Genomic DNA, 19,081 nt, shown 5'->3' with positions numbered 1-19,081 from the left:
GGAGCGTGATCGCAAACCAAGGAGGACGGCATGACCAAGACGCCGGAAGCCGGCTATCTCCAACTCCACGCCGCCGGAGAACTGCGCGCCCGTGCCGCCGAGGCGGTGGAGGCGCTACGGGACTGCGCCATGTGTCCCAGGCAGTGCCGGGTGAACCGGCTCGAAGGGGAATCGGGCTTTTGCCGGATCGGTCGCTGGGCCAAGGTGGCCAGCTACAGCCCGCACTTTGGGGAGGAAGAGCCGTTGGTGGGCAGCGGTGGGTCCGGAACGATCTTTTTCGCCCAGTGCAACCTGGCCTGCGTATTTTGCCAGAACCACGACATCAGCCACCACGGGAAGAACGCTCCGGAGGCGACTCCGGAACAGCTGGCCGCCGTCATGCTGGAATTGCAGGCTCAAGGCGTCCACAACATCAATTTCGTCACCCCATCCCACATCGTGCCCCAGATCCTCGAAGCCCTGGTCATTGCCGCGGACCAGGGGCTGTGTTTGCCCCTGGTCTACAATTCCAGCGGATACGACAGCCTGGAGACGTTGCGCCGACTTGACGGCGTGGTGGACATTTACATGCCCGACGCCAAATTCTTTGCCCCGGAAGCCGCCGCCCGGTACTGCCGGGCCGAGGACTACCCGGGACGGGCCCGGGAAGCCATCAAAGAAATGCACCGCCAAGTGAGCGACCTGGAGCTGGACGATCGGGGCGTCGCCGTCCACGGCCTGCTTGTCCGGCATCTGGTAATGCCGGAAGATCTGGCCGGAACCGCACAGTGGATGGAATTCCTGGCCCGGAAAATCTCCCAGAACACCTACGTGAACATCATGGACCAATACCGACCGTGCGGGAACGCGAACGCATTCCCGGAACTGAGCCGTCCGCTCACCGGCGAGGAGTTCGCCCAGGCTCTGAATGCCGCGGCCCAAGCCGGGATCACCCGTCTGGATCAGCGTCAAGCGAGCTTGGCCGAGCGTCTTTGGCGAGCCCTGGTGTAAACGCGCCCGCCGCGCCTACCTGTCCCAGCTTTGCGAGTTAGGTCGCTTGGCCCGAAACGGACGAACCGTGGCCGGTCGCTTGCGCATAGGGCGTTGGTCGTCGTCGGCTCGTCCGCCATCGGAGACTTCCTTGGCCTCGACCCGTTGCCCCCGGATCTGGTTTCCGTCCATCACCCGGACCACGTCCTTGGCGAATTCCGTGGGCACTTCCACGAAGCAGCGATTGTCCTGCATCACGATCTTGCCGATCTGCCTGCCCGAGAGACCGGTTTCTCCGGCAATGGCCCCGACCACGTCCCGCACTTCCACCTGTTGATTGCGGCCGACATTGAGCATCAGCCGGGTCATGCCCTGCTGCGGTCCGCTCTCCCGAAAGCGGGGGCCACTAGGGCGATCCCGGTCCCGATCCCGGTCTCCGGGCCGACCGCGGGACTGCTCGTTGAACAGCAGCGCGTCATTCTGCTCTTCCCTGGGCGGGCCCATGAGCATCTTCAGCATGGCCGCGGCCATATCCAGGGAAGAGACCTGTTCGTTCTCCAAAAAGTGCTCCACCACTCGAACCTGATTTTCCAGACCACCCTGAACCATACTCTCCCGGATCCCGCTGAGGAACTTTTCTGTTTTGGCCTGCTCCACGTCGCCCACGCTGGGCACGCTGCGCTGGACCATCTTGGCCTTGGTGAACCGCTGGATGTCCCGCAGCTTGTAGAATTCCCGGCCCGAGGCAAAGGTGAAGGCCCGTCCGGTTCGCCCGGCCCGGCCCGTGCGTCCGATACGGTGCACATAGTACTCCACGTCGCTGGGAATATCGAAATTGAAGACCGCCTCCACATCATCCACGTCGATGCCCCGGGCGGCCACGTCCGTGGCCACCAGAATCTCCACATTGCCGGAGCGAAACTTGCCCATCACCCGGTCGCGCTGGACTTGGTTCATGTCCCCGTGCAGCCCCTCGGACATGTACCCTCGGGCCTGGAGGTGCTCCACGATCTGGTCCACGCTCCGCTTGGTGTTGGAAAAAACGATGCTCAGCTTGGGGTTGAACACGTCGATGATCCGGCACATGGCCTCCAGCCGCGAGCCACGGGGCACCTCGTAGAAAAACTGCTCGACGTTCGGCACGGTGAGCACCTTCTGGGACACCTTGGCCAGCAGCCGGTCCGTCTGGTACGTGTCCGCCAGGCGCAGAATCTCAGGAGGCATGGTCGCGGAGAAGAGCACGGTCTGGCGATTGGTGGGCGCGGCCTGGAGAATCTTCTCGATGTCCTCGCGAAACCCCATGTCCAGCATCTCGTCCGCCTCGTCCAGGACCGCGACCCGAATCTTGTCCAGCTTGATGGTCCCTCGATCCATGTGGTCCATGACCCGGCCCGGGGTTCCGATGATCACCTGCGCCCCCTGGCGCAGCACTCGGATCTGCCGGTCGATGGGTTGCCCGCCGTAAACCGGAAGCACGGTGATTCCCTTGCGGAATTTGGCCAGAGTATTCAGCTCCTCGGCCACCTGGATGGCCAATTCTCGGGTCGGACAGAGCACGATGGCCTGGATGTCCCGGCTTGCGGGGTCGACCTGTTCCAGGACCGGAATGCCGAAGGCCACGGTTTTCCCCGTTCCGGTCTGGGCCTGGCCGATGACGTCCCGGCCCTGCATCAGCATGGGAATGGCCAGGGACTGGATGGGCGACGGCTCCTCAAAACCCATTTCCTGAATGGCCTTCAGTGTTTCCTCGGATAGATTCAGTTCTTCAAAGCGTTCAATTGTCATGGTCAGGATTCCTTTTGGGTTCTTGGCTTGGGAGCCGTGGTCGCTATGGCTTGAGATGTTACAAAAAAAATGGTCACGGGATCATTGATCCGTTTTGATGCCGTCCGGGCTTTCCAAATCCTCGTAGGCCTCGGGGACGAATCGAGGGGTGCACACGACCAGAAAAAGCAGGTCTGAAATCCCGGGATTGCTGATGCGTTGAGAAACGTCTGGGGGAATCAGGACCACGTCTCCAGGCGTCACGGTTCCGGCAGGCCGCCCATCGATTTCCACCAGGCCCTGGCCTTCGAGAATGATGTACCGCTCCATGATGCCGCGCAGACGGTGCAGGCGGGTCGTGACGCCGGGCAGGACGCGGGCCCTGGCCACGGACACGTCTGCGTCCTGTACGGAGTTCCACCATTCGCTGATGAAACAGCGCTCCTCGAAAAAGTATTCGTCCATCATGGAGCCTCGGTGCGTCAAGGGCGTTCTCGTCGTCATTCTTCCTCCGTCATCCTCTTCAACAAACCACGGGTAACGGTGTTTCCAGGACAATGGCCCGTTGCGAAACCTCCGCCCGCCAAGCCAACGCCTCCACGCCCTGGGCCAACACCCGGCGCAAGGTCCGACCATAAACCGGATCAATGGCGTCCGCCGGGGACAGCTTTCGCGCGTCCCCGCGCTGAACGCAGAAAAAAATCACGGCCCGGTGTCCCTTGGCGACCAGTTCGGCCAGAGCTTCCAGATGCCGGGACGCCCTGACGCTCACGGCGTCCGGAAAGATCGCGGTACCCTGCTCCTCCATCGCAGTGACGTTCTTGACCTCCACGTAGCAAGCCCGGCCCTCGGCATTTTCCAGCAGCATGTCGATCCGTCCGTGTTCCACCACGACCTCCCGGCGCACGGGGCGATATCCGGCCAGTTCAGGCGCCTTTGCCGCGGCCAGGGCCTCCCAGACCAAGCCGTTGCTCCGTCCGGTATGGATGCCCACCAGCATGCCGGACTCGGACTCGGTCAGCTCCCAGGTCCAGGGATACTTGCGCTTGGGATTCTCCGCCCGGCTCAACCAGACCCGGCTGCCCGGACTCGAACACCCGAGCATGGACCCGGTGTTCGGGGTGTGCGCCGTGACCACGTCGCCGCTCTCCAGGCGGACATCCGCCAGGAAGCGCTTATAGCGCCGGATCAGAACACCAGTGATCAAAGGCTCGGGGAGCAACATTTCGATAATCTCGGCACTTCGCGTTCCGTAGAGGCAGGTCCGTGGCCTGCCCCTACTCGACGAACCGCAACCTCAGACGAAACCGTTCCTGTTCGCCGGAGAGCAGTCGCAGAGGACGACAGAAATAAAACGCCGAGCCCTGAGGGGTGCGCTCGAAGCCGCTTTCGGACTTGGTCACGGCCCACAGCGGAACATGGCGCAACGTGGCCTCCGGGCTGACCTCCACCAGAAACCGGCCCTGGGAATAGGGACAGGCAAAGGTCACGTCCGCGAGAGCAGCGAAACTCCAGGACTGTTCGAGGTCTTTCTCCTCTTCCTCACCGCCATTGCCATGCGATCGTCCGGTACACCGCGAAGTCAGGCCCAAGGCCAGCTCGGTGACCCAGATCGCGTTTCGGACATCCCCCCCGCATGCCGTGATCCGGTAATCCACCTCCACCCGATCCGTGAACAACCGAAAGGACTTCTCCACATCGAGCCATCGCGAAGGTTTTCCCAAAGGCTTCTCGGAAGGCACCCCAAAAAACTTCTCGGAAGACTCTTCGGAAGACTTTTCAGTAAAAGCCATCCGGCCCGCAAACGCCGCCTCCATCCCCTCCTTCAGTTCCCGAACCTCCCAGGTCATGGCCGTTTGCCAAGAGCTGGCCAAGGGCTGGAAGCGTCCGTGGGTCAGATCATCAAGACTGGTCTCGTCGGGCAGGAGATAATCCGCGAAGGGCATATGGTCGAACCGGTCATAGTCCAGGAATCGTTCCAGCCCCGGTTCCTTGGCCCGGACCTCCGCGGAATGGATGTGGAAGAACTCCTTCCATTGCGGATGGTTCGGCGTGATCACCTCGCCTTTTTCCGCGGCTTCCCGCAGGGCCTGATGATACGGTTCGGGATGGCGGGCAAAGGCCGTGGCCAGATTCAGGCGCTTGGGCAGGTAGTCCAGTTCCTTGGCCGCGGCCCCGTTGGCCGGGCTCAGAAAGAGCTGCCAGGGACCGAACCGCGCATGTAGTTCCTCACGTCCGTCCACGTCCACGTCCCGAACGGACCAGTGGGGAGATGGCCACAGGCCGGACTCTTCCTGGGCCGCCAGGAGATTGGCGGCATTGGTTTGACGCAGATGGGTCAGGTAGACCCCGCCGAAGACCCCGTGCCAGTAGGCGCAGTTGCACTGGCTGGCCCAAACCCGCTTGCGACCCGACTCCACGGCTGCGTCCCCGCCCCGTTCCACGGCTAGCCCGTCCAGGGCCCGGGAAAGATCCTGCCCTCGCTTCTGCAGCCAGTTCACTTCCGGATATTTGACCAGAAAGTTGCGCCAGAACCCGCCGGACAGAAACCGGGAAATATCCTGGGTCTCGCAGGCCCGGCGATAGGTCCCCAGGGTCGCGGCCTCCTGGGTGGGCATGGCCCAGTCCATCATTTCCAGATAAGAGGCCGTGGGCAGGTAGACCCGGCCCTGGTCCGCGTGACGCTCCATGTACTCGGTCGGAGTGACCGTCTTGATCCAGTCCCGCCGCTCCAGCAACCCGTCGAAAAAGCGGCGCATGTAGCCCTGTTCCCAGCAATGCTCGTGGGTTCTGGGCCACAGTCCGAATCGCTCGGCGTCGTCCCCCAGACAGGCCAGCGGGGCTATGCCGACGTCCCGGCCCAAGGCGGCCAAATCGCCCAGCATGGCCCAGACCGCGTCCAGAGGCTGCCAGGGAATCAATCGGCGCAGCGGCTTGAGGTTGACCAACAGGCGCAAGGGATGGCCGCAGTCCTCGGTCAGCCAGGTTCCGAGCAGGCATCGCACTCCGGCCCGATGCAGATGGTTGTCGTCCACCAGACTGTAGCGGAGGCCCAAGGGCGCCAGCCAGGACGGCAGGTGCGGCTCCCAGACCCGTTCGGTCAGCCAAAGCCCGGTGGGCGTGACAGACCAGAGGTCTTCCATGGCCCGAATGTGCATCCGCACCTGCCCCTGGGCGTCCTCGGGCCGAAGCATGGGCAGCACGGGCTCGTAATACCCGCCGGCCAGAATCTCCACCTGCCCGCGGCGTACCAGTCGGCCCACCTGTTCATGCACCGCGGGCCGATGCTCCAGCAGCCAGTCCAACAAACAACCGGAAAAGTGCAGCCCGACCCGGATATCCGGATAGTCCCACAGGTGATCCAACAGCGGCTTGTAGGCCAAATCGTAGGCATTGGCGAAAACATGGTCGAAATTGCCCACGGGCTGATGAAAATGCAGCACCAGGGAGAAATAAACCGGACTCCGCGACATGTATGTTCCTCTCGAAATACTTAAAAAAATGCGGTAACTACTCAGCACAGAGTAATTCTGTTGCCGGGGTCGGTATCGGGATCGGGATCGGGATCGGGATCGGGATCGAAAACGCTGGGATGCGTTCTAATTTTTCCTGTTTCGATTCCGACTCCGATAGCGAAGCGCCGACCCCGATACCGATTGCCGGAGCAAGAGCGGACAAAAAATGTACTGAGTAGTTACAAAATGCGTAGCTACGCAACCTGAATTCTGAATCCTGAACCCACCCCTCAAAACGGGAGTTCCGAAGCCGGAGTTTCGCGCTCCTGAAACGTGGTTTTGTAGGTCAATCCGGCCAGCGGCAGGCGATTGGCCGGAACTTGACGCAGGCGCAGGCCGAGGCCCAGGACGCGGCGAAGTTGAGCGCGCAGGGTCTCCAGGGTCGCCCCGGGCAGTGGGCCGTCCTCGGGATGGGCCAGGACCAGTTCCACCTGGTCGCCCAACCCGTGCACCGTTTGGATCACCAACCGAAAATCCGGAGACTCCGGCGCCACGTCCCGGATCACTTGTTCCACCAGTCCGGGATGGACCCGAATGCCGCGAACCGAGACAGCGTCGTCACTGCGCCGAAAAACCGGGGACAGCCGGGCCGAGGTCCTGCCGCAGGGACAGGCCGCCAAATGCAGTCTACTGATGTCCCCAGTCCGGAAACGGATCAGCGGATAGCCCTGGGTGGTCAGGCTGGTCACCACCACCTCGCCTTCCTCGCCGGGGGCCCGTGGCTGTCCGGTTTTCGGGTCCACGATCTCCACGTAAAAATGGTCCTCGGCCAGATGCATGCCGCTTTGCTGGACGCATTCCGCGGCCAGGGCCGGTTCGATCATTTCCGCCACTCCGTAGACCGAATACGCCCGGAGCCCCAGGCCGCGCTCCAGCAGCCCGCGCACCTGGGGTTGCAGCGCCTCCGGCCCGAACAGGCCCACCCGCAGATGCAGCCCGGAGCCGCTTTCCCCTTGACCTGAGCCTTCAGCCGATGTCCGGCTTTCCACATCTTGAAGCGTCTTGATCAGGCTCAGGGCAAAGGCCGGGGTGCCGGCCAGCACGGTGGAGCGGAAGTCCCGCATCATCTTGATCTGCAAGGCCCCGGACACCGTGGCCGCCGGGGTAAGCACCGCGCCCAGGGATTCCGCGCCCTGATTGAAGGTGAAGGCTCCGGGAAACTGGCTATAGTGAAAGGCCACCTGGATGATGTCCGTGCGCCCCGCTCCGGCCGCGGTCATGGCCCGGCACATCAGCTCGGTCCACATCCGCAGGTCCTGCCGCGTATAGCCCACCACGATGGGTTCGACGCTGGAAGCGGCCAGCCGCAACTGGACCACGTTGCGCAGCGGCACGGCGAACAGGCCGTAGGGATAGGCCCGGATCAGGTCGTCCCGGGTCGTGAACGGAAGCCCGGCCAGGTCGCTCACGTCCCGGACATCCTCGGGCAGCAGCCCGATCTCCCGAAATTTTTTGGCGTAAAAATCCACGTTGCGGACAACCAGATTGAGGGTCATCTGCAAGCGTTCCAACTGGACCTGCCCCAGGCTCTCCCGATCCATGCATTCCGCTTGCGGATTCCAGATGGCGTGCTCCATGATCAGCGCTCCCATTTTGCCTTGTAGTCCCGGCCCAGGTACGCCCGGCGAAAATCATCGTTGCCCTGCAGTTCCTCGGACGTGCCGCTGAGCAGCATCCTTCCGGCCTGCAGGACGTAAGCCCGGTCGCTGATGCGCATGGCCGCCAGGGCGTTCTGCTCCACCAGCAGGATGGTCAGGCCTTCAGTCCGCAGATCCCGCAAGGTCCGGAAAATCTCCTTGATCACCAAAGGCGCCAACCCCAGGGACGGTTCGTCCAAAATCAGCAGCCGGGGCTTGGCCATCAGGGCCCGGGCAATGGCCAGCATTTGCTGCTCGCCGCCGCTCAAGGTGCCGGCCTTCTGTTCCAGACGCTGCCCCAGAACCGGAAATAGTTCCAGCAATCTGGAACGATTAGCCCGAATCTCCGCCTGGGCCGCCCGGCGCAGGGCGAAGGCTCCCAGGTCCAGATTCTCCCGCACGGTCATGGACGGAAACAGCTCCCGGGCTTCCGGAACCTGGACCAGTCCAGCGGCCACGATCCGGTGGGGCGGCAAGGTCGTCAGATCAACGTCCTCGAACCGCAGTTCGCCGGAAAAGGGCCGGACCAAACCGCTGATCACCTGCAACAGGGTGCTTTTCCCCGCCCCGTTGGCCCCCACCAGGCAAACCGTCTCGCCCTGGGCCACGTGCAGACTGACCCCGTGCAGCACGGCGATCCCGGCATATCCGGCGCTCACATTGCGAATGCGCAGCATGTTCCCCTATTCCCCCCTACTCCCCAAGGTAGGCCGCGATCACGTCCGGGTCGGCTTGAATCTCTCGCGGCGGCCCCTGAGCCAGCAACCGGCCATGATGCAGCACCAGGACATGATCCGTATGGGTCATGACCATGTCCATGTCGTGCTCCACCATGATCATGCTCAGCCCCCGGCCGCGCAGATCATGCAACAGCTCGGCCATGGCTTCCCGTTCGGCCATGGTCAACCCGCCCATGGGCTCGTCCAGAAGCAGCAATCGAGGCTCGCCCACCACGGCCCTGGCCAGCTCCAGAAGCTTGCGCTGCCACAAGGACAGCTCGCTCACAGGCCGGTCCCAGACGTCGGCCAAATCGTAGCGTTCCAGCACGGCCAAGCCCGTCTCCCGCAAGGCCCGCTCCTCCCGCCGACTGCCAGGGCTGCCCAGTAAATGGCCCAACAATCCAACCTGACCGCGACAATGCAGCCCCAGGAGTAGGTTGTCCAGAACGTGCATCTCCAGCACGAGTTGCACGGCTTGAAACGTCCGGGCCAACCCCAGCGCGGCCCGTTGATGCACGCCCAACCCGTCCAAAGGCTGCCCGCCCAGAACCACCTCCCCGCGCTGAGCCGCGTACAGCCCGCAGATCACGTTCAAAAGCGACGTCTTCCCAGCCCCATTAGGCCCGATCAACGCCGTCCACAACCCCGAGGACACGCCCACGGTAATGTTCGAAAGCGCCTGTAAGCCGCCGAAACGCAGGGAGACGTCGCGCAGGGAAAGGAGATGTGATCCGTTGTCGCTCATGAGTGATGCGTTCCCAACTGTCCAGACTCAGCCTCTTGCCCTGGATCGACAATGATCAAGTCGGGAAAGACCGCCCTGAAGTCCGCGGCTGCGGACAACTCGTCTAAAAAAAGCCGTTGCGCATGTAGGTCTCCCATAAAAGCAGGAGACAGTTCGATAAAAGATATCGGAGAAACAACCAATCCTTGAGACAGCATCCCCTGCAAGGTCACGGCGGAAGCCTTTCCATAGCGTGCGTCTTCATCAAGCACATCGATCAAAACACAGGTATCCACGACCCAACCCACTAAGATAGCTCTCCTTCCCTGAGTTCACGCATCCAATCATCCGTGGATCTGGTTTTTCGAAATCGCTTGGCAAATCCCAATGCGGCGAGCGGGCCTTTGACATGGTCCTTTCTTGCATCTTGAATTTGCGATTCCTTGCCATCAGCGACCGGGATTACAATGACTTCAACATTGCGTCCTATCGCCCATTGTGGAATTTTGATGCAATGAGATGGGCCATCTGGAACGATGACTTCCCTATGTGCTTCCATTTCGACGCCTCTCCGTTAAATTTTGCAGGCAACGAACCATCAAATGCCCTTCCTTCCCCGGCTCCCTCGAAGAACGCCCACCACTCGCTTTCCACCCTCCACGACCGCCGGCAAGAGTCCCTTGGGGCAGAACATCAGGACAAGCATCAGGATCAAGCCGTGGAGCAGGATCATCAGGTCGGGCCAGGCGTGGAGCCATTCCGGGAGCAGAAGCAGGAAGGCCGCGCCGAAGATGCCGCCCCAAAGGTTGCCCAGGCCGCCCAGGGCGGTCATGGTCACCAGTTGGAGAGAGACGAACATGTCGAAGCTGTGCGGACTGATGAACTGGAAATAGTGGGCGTACAGGGCTCCTGCAAGGGCGGTGAGCAGGGCCGCGGCCACGAACAGGCCGACTTTGTAGCGAGTCACCGGCACGCCCAGCGAAGCCGGCAGCAGATCGCCCTGGTGTAGACTGCGCAAGGCCCGGCCCGGGCGGGTGCGCAGAAAGTTGGCGCACAGCCAGAGCACCAGGAGCAGCACGGCCCAGACCAGATAGAAGAAATTGCGGTCGTCGCTGAGGTTCAATCCGGCCAGTTCCATGCCGGGAATGCCGAACAGCCCGGAAGTGCCTCCGGTCACGGCTTCCCACTGGATGCAAACGATCGTAAAAATGATGTTGAAGCCCAGGGTGGCCATGACCAGATAATGGCCTTCCAGTTTGAGCGTGGGCACGGCCAAAACCAGGGCCACGAGGCAGGCCACGGCCACGGCGACGAGCATGGCCGCTCCCACCGGGAGCCCGAAATGGACGCTGAGAACGCCCGAACCGTACGCCCCCAGACCGAAGAAAGCGGCCTGGCCCAGGGAAACCTGCCCGGCCATGCCGATGAGCAGGTTCAGGCCGGTCACGGCCAGGGCGAACACCCCGATCAGGCTGCCCAATGAAAGTAAATAGGTGTCCGTGACCACCCAGGGCGTAGCCAGCACGGCCACCGCCAGGGCCGCATACGGCGTCCAGGACGCCAACCGCGCCCTGCCTCCCTCTCGACGCCCCCTCTCATTCCTGTTCATCCGCAATCCTGGTTTCGCTTCGCTCATCCTTTCCCCTCACACCCGTCTCGTCGCGGCCTGGCCGAACAATCCCGCTGGTCGAACCCACAGGACGCAAAGGAGGATCAGAAACGCCAAGGCGTCCTTGTAGGCCGAGGAAATGAATCCGGCCGCCAGGGATTCCAGGACCCCCAGCAGCAGCCCGCCGGCCACCGCGCCCCAGACATGGCCGTATCCTCCGAGAATGGCCGCGGCAAAGCCCTTCAGCCCGAGCATCACCCCGGCGCTGTAGTGCATGCCCGTGATCGGCGCGATGAGCATCCCGGCCGTGGCCCCCAAACCCGCGCTCAGGGCGAAGGAAACCATCACCATCCGGGCCACGGGGATGCCCACCAGGACCGCGCCGTGACGATTGTCGGAAACGGCCCGGATGGCCTGTCCCACGGAGGTACGCTGAAAAAAGAGATGCAGCAGGGCCACGCAGGTCATGGTCACGGCCAATATCCAGAGGGCCTGACGAGAGATCACCGCACCGGCCAGTAAGAGCGGGGCCTCGGTGGAAAACGCGGGCAAGGCCCGGGCGGTCTTGCCCCAAATCAAGGAAGCCGCCCCGCGTGCGGCAATGGAAAAACCCACGGTGACCAGCACCAGGATCAGGACGTGGCGGGACCGGGCCAGGCCAAGGGGGACCCGCTCCAGAAAGACGCCCAGCAGCATGGCCGCCGCGATGCTCGTCACAAAAGCCGCCGGCATGGCCAAGCCCATGTCCTGGGTCAGCCCGATCATCAGCATGCCCCCAAGCATCACGAACTCACCCTGAGCGAAATTCACCAAACCCGTGGCGTTGTAGATGATGCAGAACCCCACGGCCACCAGGGCGTAAATGCTGCCGGAGGTCAGGCCGGACAGCAGGAATTGCGGAAGTTGGTCAAGGAGCATGGCAAGGAAAGAGGCGAAAAGAACGGATTAAAGTGCGGATCGTTGCAGCGCCCAGGGCAGCAGATCCTCGCCCCGTTCCAGCATCAACCCGGATGACGCGGCCCGGGCTTCGCTGAAACTCGGGACGCCCGAGGCCTTGGCGTCCGCGTGCCAGAACAGGAAGGGCACGGGATCGGAAACATGGGTCCGCTTGATCAGCGGCGTGAAGTGGTCGCAGGCCACCAGGATCGCGACGTCCAGACCTCGCAGCCCGTCCCGGATCGGCCCGACCACCTGCGCGTCGAAGTCCGCGATGGCCCGGACCTTGTTGTCCAGGCCACCCTGGTGTCCGCACTCGTCCGGAGCCTCCACATGCAGGAAGACGAAGTCGCCCTGCTTTAAAAAATCCAGGGCCGCGGCCACCTTCCCGGCGTAGTTCGTGTCCAGGTACCCGGTGGCGCCGGGTACGTCCAGAACCGCCATACCCATGGCCCGGCCCAGGCCCTTGACCAGATCCACGGCGGAAATCACCGCTCCGGTCAGTCCGAATCGGTCCTGAAAGTCCGGCAGATGCAGCGGGCGTCCCTGGCCCCACAGCCAAACGGCATTGGCCTGGGAGGCGTTGCGTTCGGCATTGCCCAGGAGAACCGCGGCCTCGCGCACCACGCGCCAGAGTTCCGGGCAGTGCTGGTACGCGGCCAGATCCGGCCCCAGGGTCTGGTCCAGGATGTCGTGGGGCGGACGGATGGCCAACGCGGCTTCCGCGGCCCTGACCCGACCCGGTTGCACCACCAGATGACGGTACTGGACCCCTGGATGAAAAACCGCGTCCGTCCCGCCCAGCTCGCGTTGCAGCATTTCCACCAGGGCCGTGGCCGTGGGCGTGTCGATGTGCCCGGCGGAGTAGTCCTGCATGACGCCGTCCGGCTCCAGGGAGCTGACCCGGACCAGATTGCAGCGCCAGACCAGATCGTCCGCCTCCAGAACCAAGCCTTGAGCCGCGGCCTCGATGGGTCCTCTCCCGGTATGGTGCATGGCCGGATCGCAGCCCAACAGGGCCATGTTCGCGATGTCCGATCCCGGCGGCATGCCTTCAGGAATGGTCCGGCACAGGCCGACCACGCCTTCCCGGGCCAGGGCGTCCATGTGCGGGGTGTCCGCGGCCTCCATGGGCGTCTTGCCGCCCAATTCGTCCACGGGCCAGTCACCCATGCCGTCGGCGATCAAAAAAACGGTTTTTCTCGCGTTCATGCCTTCTTCTCTTTCTTTGTCGTTTCCAGCGCTCAACACCCCCGCACCCCCAGCTCAATCAACCGGGCCAGCAGGTGGTCGAAGTCCAGGCCATGCACCGCCGCGGCCTGGGGCAGTAGGCTGGTGGCGGTCATTCCCGGCAGGGTATTCACTTCAAGAAGATGGGCCTGCCCCTCGTGCAAAATGAAATCCGCCCGGCTGTACCCGCGCAGGCCGAGAGCCCGGTGCGCGTGCAGGGCCACGGCCTGGATGGCCCGGCTGACGTCTCCGGGCAAGGGAGCCGGGCAGATCTCCTCGGCCCGGCCGGGAACGTACTTGCTGTCGTAGTCGAAAAACGTCGCCCCCTCGCCGGGACGGATCAGGATCAGCGGCAAGGCCTCGTCCCCCAGGACCGAACAGGTGACCTCCACTCCGGGCTGGTATTGCTCCACCAGCACGTCGCGTCCCTCCCTCAAAATCTTTTCCACGGCAGGCGCCAGACCGCCGTGCTCGCGCACCACCTCGATCCCCAGACTGGACCCGCCGAGATTGGGCTTGACCACGTAGGGCGGACCGAATGGACACGGCATATCGGCAAGCAGGCCGGAACCCGGGCGATCGCCATGGTTCGACCCAAAGCGCACGGGCACGAAAAACCACGGAGGAGTGGCCAGATTGTTCTGGACGAACAAAGCTTTGGAGGCTGCCTTGTCCAGGGCCAGGATCGAGCCGGCCGGCCCGCTGCCCTGGTAAGGCTTGCCCAGGCGGTCCAGCATGGCCTGCACCAGGCCGTCCTCTCCGGGGGCCCCGTGCAGATTCAAAAAAACGAAGTCGAAATCCTCCACCAGTTGTGGCAGCCTGGTCAGGCCGTCACGCGGATCGAAGAGCGTCACCGCATGGCCCTGGCGGCGCAACGAGGCCTCTATCCCCACAGCCCCGCTCAGGGAAACCTCGCGTTCGTCAGACCATCCGCCGGCAATCAAAAGAATACGCATCGAGTTCCACCTTCAATCCCTCGCCGAGCAGGCGCTCAATGGCCCGCCCCTGCTCCAGGGACTGTTGAATATGTTGCCGCGCCGTGGCGTTCACGCCGTAGCGCTCCTGAAGATCGGCGAACCGCTCGTCCAGGGTGACGATTTCCGTGTGCCGGACCCGCTTGTCGCTGTAGCAGACGATCAGGGAAACCGGGTAGCGGTGCACATCCATGGCAAAGGGCCAGTCCACGTGATGCAGCACCGCCCTGGCCACCACCGGGTTTCCGGTCCGTTCCTGGACCCACGCGGCCCCGATCTGGCTGTGGCTGCCGCCGTGGCGGATGGTGTAGAGCTTCGCCACGTCATGGAGCATCGCCGCGGCCAGGACCTGATCGATATCCAACAACGTGATGAGTTTCTCCCTGACCATTTCGGCGATGCCCAGGGCGACCCGGGTCACCAGCAAACTGTGCGTCTGGATGTGCACCGGCATCTCCCAAAGCGCCCACATTTCCCGGCACTGTTCAACAGAGGGCGTCCGGGCCCGCTCCGTCCATTCGGAGCCGTCCGGAAACGGAACAAGGGCACCCTCGGTTTTGTTGACGACGTCCAAGCTCATGGCGCTCCCTTACGGACCTCTACCGACCCGCTATTGGTTTGACAGGCCAAGTTATCGAGCTTATCAACAGCGCAATGAAAATGCAAAAGGAGACACCTCATGTGTTTAGCCGTACCCATGGAAGTAAAAAGCATCAATACTGAACTGAACGTCGCGGACGTGGAGATCTCCGGAGTGAAGCGCCAGGTGCGCCTGGACATCATCGACTACCCGGCTTCGGTCGGCGACTACGTGATCGTCCATGCCGGATTCGCCCTGCGCCGCCTGGATCGGGAAGACGCCCTGGAGACCCTGAAGCTGTTTCAGGAAGGGTTGAACCTTCAAGTCCTCTAAGGGGAGACGAAACAATGGCCCCGAATACCGCATCGGACATGCTGGCCAAATTCAAGGACCCGGCCCTGTGCCGCAACCTGTTGGACAGAATTCGGGCCGAGCTGCCCGGTCCCCTGGCCTTCATGGAAGTCTGCGGTACGCATACCGTGGCCATATTTCAAAGCGGCCTGCGCTCCCTGCTCCCGGATGAGATCCGCCATCTTTCCGGCCCCGGCTGTCCGGTCTGCGTGACCCATGAAGGCGAGGTGGCGGCCTTTCTCGAACTGGCCCGCAAGGACGGCGTAATCATCGCCACCTTCGGCGACCTGATGCGCGTGCCCGGCCCCAAGGGAACCAGCCTGAAGCAGGCCCAGGCCGAAGGCTGCCGGATCGAAATCGTCTATTCCGCCTTCGACGCCCTGGCCCTGGCCCGCAAGCACCCCGAGTCCCGGATCGTCTTCCTGGGAGTCGGCTTCGAAACCACCGCCCCCACCGTGGCCGCCACGATCAAGGTCGCCAAAGAGCAAGGCCTGGACAATTTCCTCGTCTTCGCCATGCACAAGCTCGTCCCCCCGGCCCTGGCCGCCCTGCTCCAGGATCCCGAGGTCAACCTGGACGCCCTGATCCTCCCCGGCCACGTCTCCACGATCATCGGCGTCGAGCCCTACCGTTTCCTTGCCGAACAGCACGGCGTTCCCTCGATAGTCACCGGCTTCGAGCCCCTGGACATCCTCCAAGCCCTGCTGTTGATCATCGACCAACGCAAGACCGGCCGCCCCCAGGTGGTCAACCAGTACTCCCGAGCCGTGGCCGACGACGGCAACCCCAAGGCCCGGGAAGTCATGTTCGAGGTCTTCAAGGTTTCCGACGCCCTCTGGCGCGGCCTGGGCCGCATCCCGAACAGCGGCCTGGCCCTGGCCGGCGAATACCAACGCTTCGACGCCCTCACGGCCCTGGACGTACAAGTCCACGACCTCCCCCCCCTGCCCGGCTGCCGCTGCGGCGACGTCCTCAAAGGCAAAATGCAACCCAACCACTGCCCCCTCTTCAACAAATCCTGCACCCCCGCCACCCCCGTCGGCCCCTGTATGGTGTCCACGGAAGGAAGCTGCGCGGCGTATTATAAGTATGCGCTGTGACAGGGCGGAGGTTCAAGCCGTTTTGTAGTTCATGATTTTTGGCGGAAAAAGGCTTGAGGTCGGCTTTATTGCTCCTTTTCCCTGATTGTGCGGCGGCCGCATTATGCTGACTTCAGAGCAAAACAAAAAGTTGACTGACTTGAGTGTTGAGACATGACTGGCGCGAATCGGTAACCATTGTAAATGCTGAACTTTACGCGCATGCAGTCTTTTGATTGGAGGGGGTGCCCATGCCTTTTCTGAAATGGAATGTGATTTTTCGTAAGGTCAGGATATCATACTAAGGTTTTATGAAAGGATAATGCATGAATCACGAAATAGAAAAACCGAAGTTATTTATCAGTCACGCTACCAGTGACGGCGAATTTGCTAATGCTGTAAAAGCTGAGATTGAAAAGGTTTTTGCAAAAGGCGTAAGTGTATTTTGCACGAGCTCGCCAGGATCGATAGCCGTGGGCACCGACTGGCTTACAGATATCGAACAAAAGCTCAATAAAGCTCAGGCTGTAATTGCTATTGTGACTCCAGTTTCGATAGAAAGGCCATGGCTATGGTTTGAACTTGGTGCAACATGGTCCAATGGTCGCTCAGGCGACTGCCATATTTATCCACTATGTGTGTCTGAAATTGACTTAAATACACTTCCACCTCCATTGAACCGCCTTCAAGCCCTGTCTCTTGGCCGTGCTGCAGACCTAAAAATGTTGTTTGAGGCACTAATCGATCAGTTTGGATTTGGAAAAATCTCGTCATTTAGGTCATCAAACATAACCTCACGAATCCCAAAGTATGCGAAGGTTGAGGTAAAGGACGTTGACCTAAATGAAAGAACACTGTATTCAGGTAAATATTCTGGTTACAGTAATGAAGAGTTGATGGAGATAATTGACACTCAATTATTCCATCCAGACTACGATCAAGAGCGTAAGTATGGGTCTATCGATACTGGACGAGAGGAGCTTGTTCAGCAGGGAAAATTGCTGCACTTCCGCGAGATTGACAGGAAGTTGGAGTTGCCATCTGGAACGACTAGACAGCTCGTGGTTGCTGTAGCCGAAAGGTATAGTTTGCGCCCTTTGATCTTTACAGATAACGTGGTCCGGTTTGAGCACAACGAAGACGAATCCCAACAGTGTGCTACTAGGGAAACAACGAGAAAGGTGTTACGCGGAGCTTTGTGAAATAGTCGATGATGGTTGGATTTACTGAAGAAGGAAGGAAAGCCGTTTCAAGAACCGACTTATGGCCGAGGCATCGCGCAAAAGAAGCAGCCTAACGGAATTATTCATAAAACATTCTCCAATAGGAGATATACATCATGGCTACCATCGCCGAAAGAGTCGTAACCGAAGCAATGGCCCTCCCCCCGGCACAACGTGCCTTTGTGGCCGAGAAACTGATCGAGAGTCTTGATGTGCCCGACACTCCACCTTTGTCCGTCACATGGAAGGAAGAGGTTCGACGGCGTTGCGCCCGTATGGATCGCGAAACACTAGACCTTCGCGATGCGGAAAAGGTCTTCGCCAAAGCTTACTCTTCGTTAACATGAAAAAAGTCAGGTTCTACCCCGATGCGGAAATCGAGATGACCGAAGCGGCTACATATTACGAAAAGCAGCAACCCGATCTCGGCAAGCGATTCCTGACGGCCGTTCAGGACGCAGTCAACCGTGTCGTTGTCAATCCTCGCCTTTACCCCGTCGTGGAGCTTGATGTCCGCCGATGTCTCACCAAGACATTCCCCTTTGGCGTCCTTTTCCGGGAACGTCCCGATGAAATCATCGTCGTAGCGGTCATGCACCTCCACCGAGATCCCGATTACTGGAAGCATAGATAAGCTGGGCCATCCGACGGTTGAAAAATGAAAGAAACACAAACAATTGAAGAAATGCTTGCCGAAAGGCTTCGAACCATTGATCCCAAAATGGTTGTCCTTTTCGGAAGCCATGCCCATGGAACTCCCGGCCAGGACAGCGACTTTGATGTCTATGTCGTGACCAAGGACCAGTTTATTCCTAAAAATTACCAAGAAAAGAGACAATTAGTCAGAAAAGTTTCCAAGCCGATTCAGGATATTCGCCAAAAAATCAGCATTGACCTGCTGGTCCATACCGAGCCCATGAATAAACTTTTTTTCACGCAAAACAGCTCGTTTGCCAGAGAAATACAAAATAATGGGATTTCTTTATTATGACCAAGGAGCTGGCCAAAGCATGGCTCGTTTCCGCAGCTACGGACCGGAACATCCTTAATCGTATCGCTTAAATTTCCAAGCCTCATTTCGAGAGCCAAAACATGACAACGACACTTACCACCCAAGACTTCATTCATAACACAAAAGACATCCAGAATGCAGCACAGTACGGGCCTGTCTTCATAACGGACGCAGGCCTTCCAACGTATGTCTTCATGACCATCGAAGACTTCCAGGAACTGGCTCAAGGGCGTCACAACATCCTTGAGCTTCTTGCCATGCAGGAGCGCCCTGAGATTGACTTCGAACCAAGGCGACTTTCTGGAACGCTTTATCAGCCAGCTGATTTTTCCTGATGTTTCTCCTCGACACGAATATTGTCTCCGAACTGCGAAAAGCCAAGTCCGGCAAAGCGGACCTTCGCGTTCTTTCTTGGGCTGCAAGTCAACCAACTCATGGCTTGTTCATTTCCACAATTACCATTCTCGAAATTGAAATCGGCATCCAACTGGTCGAGCGCCGAGACACCACTCAAGGCAAGCTTTTGCGAAGCTGGCTTGAACAGCAAGTTCTTCCTGCTTTCAGGCAACGCATTCTCAGCGTTGACCTTCTTGTTGCGCGACATTGCGCAAAGCTACACGTCCCCAACCCCAAGCCTGATAGAGACGCATTAATCGCGGCGACTGCTCTTGCACATAACTTGACACTCGTTACTCGCAACACCAAAGATTTCCAGTCAACTGGCGCAAAGCTTCTCAACCCTTGGACAGCATAGAACAT

23 protein-coding genes are annotated in these 19,081 nt (G+C 60.6%); 9 read left to right on the top strand and 14 right to left on the bottom strand.

Annotated elements, in window-relative coordinates; all coding sequences use genetic code 11:
- The first annotated feature begins 30 nt into the window (after window positions 1-30).
- Entirely contained in the window at window positions 31-990 is a 960-nt protein-coding gene (locus DESLA_RS0100600) for a radical SAM protein (protein ID WP_028570968.1), read from the top strand.
- 15 nt (window positions 991-1,005) lie between these two features.
- On the opposite strand, the gene DESLA_RS17875 is transcribed toward DESLA_RS0100600, so the two are convergent.
- From DESLA_RS17875 to DESLA_RS0100530, 14 genes are all read right to left on the bottom strand, one after another.
- Window positions 1,006-2,754, bottom strand: coding sequence for a DEAD/DEAH box helicase (locus DESLA_RS17875; RefSeq protein ID WP_084031780.1), 1,749 nt, complete (start codon window positions 2,752-2,754; stop codon window positions 1,006-1,008).
- A gap of 81 nt (window positions 2,755-2,835) precedes the next feature.
- On the bottom strand, window positions 2,836-3,237 hold the full coding sequence (locus DESLA_RS0100590) for a cupin domain-containing protein (RefSeq protein ID WP_051434251.1): 402 nt from the start codon (window positions 3,235-3,237) through the stop codon (window positions 2,836-2,838).
- 19 nt (window positions 3,238-3,256) lie between these two features.
- A complete protein-coding gene (sfsA, locus tag DESLA_RS0100585; RefSeq protein WP_028570966.1) occupies window positions 3,257-3,958 on the bottom strand; it encodes a DNA/RNA nuclease SfsA in 702 nt (233 codons plus the stop codon).
- Between the two features lie 52 nt (window positions 3,959-4,010).
- Window positions 4,011-6,206 carry an alpha-amylase/4-alpha-glucanotransferase domain-containing protein gene (locus DESLA_RS0100580; protein WP_028570965.1) on the bottom strand — a complete coding sequence of 732 codons (2,196 nt, stop codon included), beginning with the start codon at window positions 6,204-6,206 and terminating at the stop codon, window positions 4,011-4,013.
- Between the two features lie 272 nt (window positions 6,207-6,478).
- A complete protein-coding gene (locus DESLA_RS17865) occupies window positions 6,479-7,825 on the bottom strand; it encodes a phenylacetate--CoA ligase family protein (RefSeq protein ID WP_169732573.1) in 1,347 nt (448 codons plus the stop codon).
- A 2-nt stretch (window positions 7,826-7,827) separates the two neighbouring features.
- A complete protein-coding gene (locus DESLA_RS0100570) occupies window positions 7,828-8,562 on the bottom strand; it encodes an ABC transporter ATP-binding protein (RefSeq protein WP_028570964.1) in 735 nt (244 codons plus the stop codon).
- A 16-nt stretch (window positions 8,563-8,578) separates the two neighbouring features.
- The gene (locus DESLA_RS0100565; RefSeq protein WP_028570963.1) at window positions 8,579-9,349 is read right to left on the bottom strand and encodes an ABC transporter ATP-binding protein; all 771 of its coding nucleotides are present in this window, start codon (window positions 9,347-9,349) and stop codon (window positions 8,579-8,581) included.
- Window positions 9,346-9,636 carry a hypothetical protein gene (locus DESLA_RS17860; protein ID WP_051434249.1) on the bottom strand — a complete coding sequence of 97 codons (291 nt, stop codon included), beginning with the start codon at window positions 9,634-9,636 and terminating at the stop codon, window positions 9,346-9,348. Before DESLA_RS17860 ends, DESLA_RS0100565 begins: the two co-directional genes overlap by 4 nt.
- Window positions 9,636-9,887 carry a hypothetical protein gene (locus DESLA_RS0100555; RefSeq protein ID WP_028570962.1) on the bottom strand — a complete coding sequence of 84 codons (252 nt, stop codon included), beginning with the start codon at window positions 9,885-9,887 and terminating at the stop codon, window positions 9,636-9,638. Before DESLA_RS0100555 ends, DESLA_RS17860 begins: the two co-directional genes overlap by 1 nt.
- Window positions 9,888-9,926: 39 nt before the next feature.
- On the bottom strand, window positions 9,927-10,937 hold the full coding sequence (locus DESLA_RS17855) for a branched-chain amino acid ABC transporter permease (RefSeq protein ID WP_169732572.1): 1,011 nt from the start codon (window positions 10,935-10,937) through the stop codon (window positions 9,927-9,929).
- A 36-nt stretch (window positions 10,938-10,973) separates the two neighbouring features.
- Complete coding sequence (locus DESLA_RS0100545; protein ID WP_028570961.1) at window positions 10,974-11,855, bottom strand: branched-chain amino acid ABC transporter permease; 882 nt, start codon at window positions 11,853-11,855, stop codon at window positions 10,974-10,976.
- Between the two features lie 27 nt (window positions 11,856-11,882).
- Window positions 11,883-13,085, bottom strand: coding sequence for a cofactor-independent phosphoglycerate mutase (locus DESLA_RS0100540; RefSeq protein WP_028570960.1), 1,203 nt, complete (start codon window positions 13,083-13,085; stop codon window positions 11,883-11,885).
- Window positions 13,086-13,117: 32 nt separating this feature from the next.
- Window positions 13,118-14,059 carry a D-alanine--D-alanine ligase family protein gene (locus DESLA_RS0100535; protein WP_028570959.1) on the bottom strand — a complete coding sequence of 314 codons (942 nt, stop codon included), beginning with the start codon at window positions 14,057-14,059 and terminating at the stop codon, window positions 13,118-13,120.
- Window positions 14,025-14,657 carry an HD domain-containing protein gene (locus DESLA_RS0100530; RefSeq protein WP_028570958.1) on the bottom strand — a complete coding sequence of 211 codons (633 nt, stop codon included), beginning with the start codon at window positions 14,655-14,657 and terminating at the stop codon, window positions 14,025-14,027. Before DESLA_RS0100530 ends, DESLA_RS0100535 begins: the two co-directional genes overlap by 35 nt.
- Before the next feature lie 99 nt (window positions 14,658-14,756).
- On the opposite strand from DESLA_RS0100530, the gene DESLA_RS0100525 reads away from it, so the two are divergent.
- From DESLA_RS0100525 to DESLA_RS23620, 8 genes are all read left to right on the top strand, one after another.
- The gene (locus tag DESLA_RS0100525; protein WP_028570957.1) at window positions 14,757-14,990 is read left to right on the top strand and encodes a HypC/HybG/HupF family hydrogenase formation chaperone; all 234 of its coding nucleotides are present in this window, start codon (window positions 14,757-14,759) and stop codon (window positions 14,988-14,990) included.
- A 14-nt stretch (window positions 14,991-15,004) separates the two neighbouring features.
- Window positions 15,005-16,108, top strand: a complete 1,104-nt coding sequence (gene hypD, locus DESLA_RS0100520) for a hydrogenase formation protein HypD (protein WP_051434247.1) — start codon at window positions 15,005-15,007, stop codon at window positions 16,106-16,108.
- Between the two features lie 305 nt (window positions 16,109-16,413).
- Window positions 16,414-17,289: a toll/interleukin-1 receptor domain-containing protein gene (locus DESLA_RS0100515; protein WP_028570955.1), complete on the top strand. Its 876-nt coding sequence runs from the start codon at window positions 16,414-16,416 to the stop codon at window positions 17,287-17,289.
- 137 nt (window positions 17,290-17,426) lie between these two features.
- Entirely contained in the window at window positions 17,427-17,657 is a 231-nt protein-coding gene (locus DESLA_RS0100510; RefSeq protein WP_028570954.1) for an addiction module protein, read from the top strand.
- Window positions 17,552-17,944: a type II toxin-antitoxin system RelE/ParE family toxin gene (locus DESLA_RS23625; protein ID WP_353740155.1), complete on the top strand. Its 393-nt coding sequence runs from the start codon at window positions 17,552-17,554 to the stop codon at window positions 17,942-17,944. The genes DESLA_RS0100510 and DESLA_RS23625 overlap by 106 nt, the downstream gene beginning before the upstream one ends.
- A 24-nt stretch (window positions 17,945-17,968) precedes the next feature.
- Window positions 17,969-18,301 (top strand): nucleotidyltransferase domain-containing protein, encoded by a 333-nt coding sequence (locus DESLA_RS0100500; protein WP_028570952.1) that lies wholly within the window; start codon window positions 17,969-17,971, stop codon window positions 18,299-18,301.
- 101 nt (window positions 18,302-18,402) lie between these two features.
- Window positions 18,403-18,657 carry a type II toxin-antitoxin system Phd/YefM family antitoxin gene (locus DESLA_RS0100495; RefSeq protein ID WP_028570951.1) on the top strand — a complete coding sequence of 85 codons (255 nt, stop codon included), beginning with the start codon at window positions 18,403-18,405 and terminating at the stop codon, window positions 18,655-18,657.
- Window positions 18,657-19,076, top strand: a complete 420-nt coding sequence (locus tag DESLA_RS23620; protein ID WP_028570950.1) for a type II toxin-antitoxin system VapC family toxin — start codon at window positions 18,657-18,659, stop codon at window positions 19,074-19,076. Before DESLA_RS0100495 ends, DESLA_RS23620 begins: the two co-directional genes overlap by 1 nt.
- Window positions 19,077-19,081 lie beyond the last annotated feature (5 nt).

Source organism: Desulfonatronum lacustre DSM 10312, assembly GCF_000519265.1.
Classification (GTDB): Bacteria; Desulfobacterota; Desulfovibrionia; order Desulfovibrionales; family Desulfonatronaceae; genus Desulfonatronum; species Desulfonatronum lacustre.
The sequence above is the reverse complement of the archived record's forward strand: the minus strand, read 5'-3'. Positions and strand labels throughout refer to the sequence as shown.

Excerpts from the sequence above, each read along its gene's own strand:
- DESLA_RS17875 (WP_084031780.1), bottom strand. The coding sequence starts at position 2,754 with ATGACAATTGAACGCTTTGAAGAACTGAATCTATCCGAGGAAACACTG.
- DESLA_RS23620 (WP_028570950.1), top strand. The coding sequence starts at position 18,657 with ATGTTTCTCCTCGACACGAATATTGTCTCCGAACTGCGAAAAGCCAAG.
- DESLA_RS23625 (WP_353740155.1), top strand. The coding sequence starts at position 17,552 with ATGGAAGGAAGAGGTTCGACGGCGTTGCGCCCGTATGGATCGCGAAAC.
- DESLA_RS0100525 (WP_028570957.1), top strand. The coding sequence starts at position 14,757 with ATGTGTTTAGCCGTACCCATGGAAGTAAAAAGCATCAATACTGAACTG.
- DESLA_RS0100500 (WP_028570952.1), top strand. The coding sequence starts at position 17,969 with ATGAAAGAAACACAAACAATTGAAGAAATGCTTGCCGAAAGGCTTCGA.
- DESLA_RS0100590 (WP_051434251.1), bottom strand. The coding sequence starts at position 3,237 with ATGACGACGAGAACGCCCTTGACGCACCGAGGCTCCATGATGGACGAA.
- DESLA_RS0100600 (WP_028570968.1), top strand. The coding sequence starts at position 31 with ATGACCAAGACGCCGGAAGCCGGCTATCTCCAACTCCACGCCGCCGGA.
- DESLA_RS0100545 (WP_028570961.1), bottom strand. The coding sequence starts at position 11,855 with ATGCTCCTTGACCAACTTCCGCAATTCCTGCTGTCCGGCCTGACCTCC.
- DESLA_RS0100515 (WP_028570955.1), top strand. The coding sequence starts at position 16,414 with ATGAATCACGAAATAGAAAAACCGAAGTTATTTATCAGTCACGCTACC.
- sfsA (WP_028570966.1), bottom strand. The coding sequence starts at position 3,958 with ATGTTGCTCCCCGAGCCTTTGATCACTGGTGTTCTGATCCGGCGCTAT.
- hypD (WP_051434247.1), top strand. The coding sequence starts at position 15,005 with ATGGCCCCGAATACCGCATCGGACATGCTGGCCAAATTCAAGGACCCG.
- DESLA_RS0100530 (WP_028570958.1), bottom strand. The coding sequence starts at position 14,657 with ATGAGCTTGGACGTCGTCAACAAAACCGAGGGTGCCCTTGTTCCGTTT.
- DESLA_RS17855 (WP_169732572.1), bottom strand. The coding sequence starts at position 10,937 with ATGAACAGGAATGAGAGGGGGCGTCGAGAGGGAGGCAGGGCGCGGTTG.
- DESLA_RS0100565 (WP_028570963.1), bottom strand. The coding sequence starts at position 9,349 with ATGAGCGACAACGGATCACATCTCCTTTCCCTGCGCGACGTCTCCCTG.
- DESLA_RS0100580 (WP_028570965.1), bottom strand. The coding sequence starts at position 6,206 with ATGTCGCGGAGTCCGGTTTATTTCTCCCTGGTGCTGCATTTTCATCAG.
- DESLA_RS0100510 (WP_028570954.1), top strand. The coding sequence starts at position 17,427 with ATGGCTACCATCGCCGAAAGAGTCGTAACCGAAGCAATGGCCCTCCCC.
- DESLA_RS0100570 (WP_028570964.1), bottom strand. The coding sequence starts at position 8,562 with ATGCTGCGCATTCGCAATGTGAGCGCCGGATATGCCGGGATCGCCGTG.
- DESLA_RS0100555 (WP_028570962.1), bottom strand. The coding sequence starts at position 9,887 with ATGGAAGCACATAGGGAAGTCATCGTTCCAGATGGCCCATCTCATTGC.
- DESLA_RS0100535 (WP_028570959.1), bottom strand. The coding sequence starts at position 14,059 with ATGCGTATTCTTTTGATTGCCGGCGGATGGTCTGACGAACGCGAGGTT.
- DESLA_RS0100495 (WP_028570951.1), top strand. The coding sequence starts at position 18,403 with ATGACAACGACACTTACCACCCAAGACTTCATTCATAACACAAAAGAC.
- DESLA_RS0100540 (WP_028570960.1), bottom strand. The coding sequence starts at position 13,085 with ATGAACGCGAGAAAAACCGTTTTTTTGATCGCCGACGGCATGGGTGAC.
- DESLA_RS17865 (WP_169732573.1), bottom strand. The coding sequence starts at position 7,825 with ATGGAGCACGCCATCTGGAATCCGCAAGCGGAATGCATGGATCGGGAG.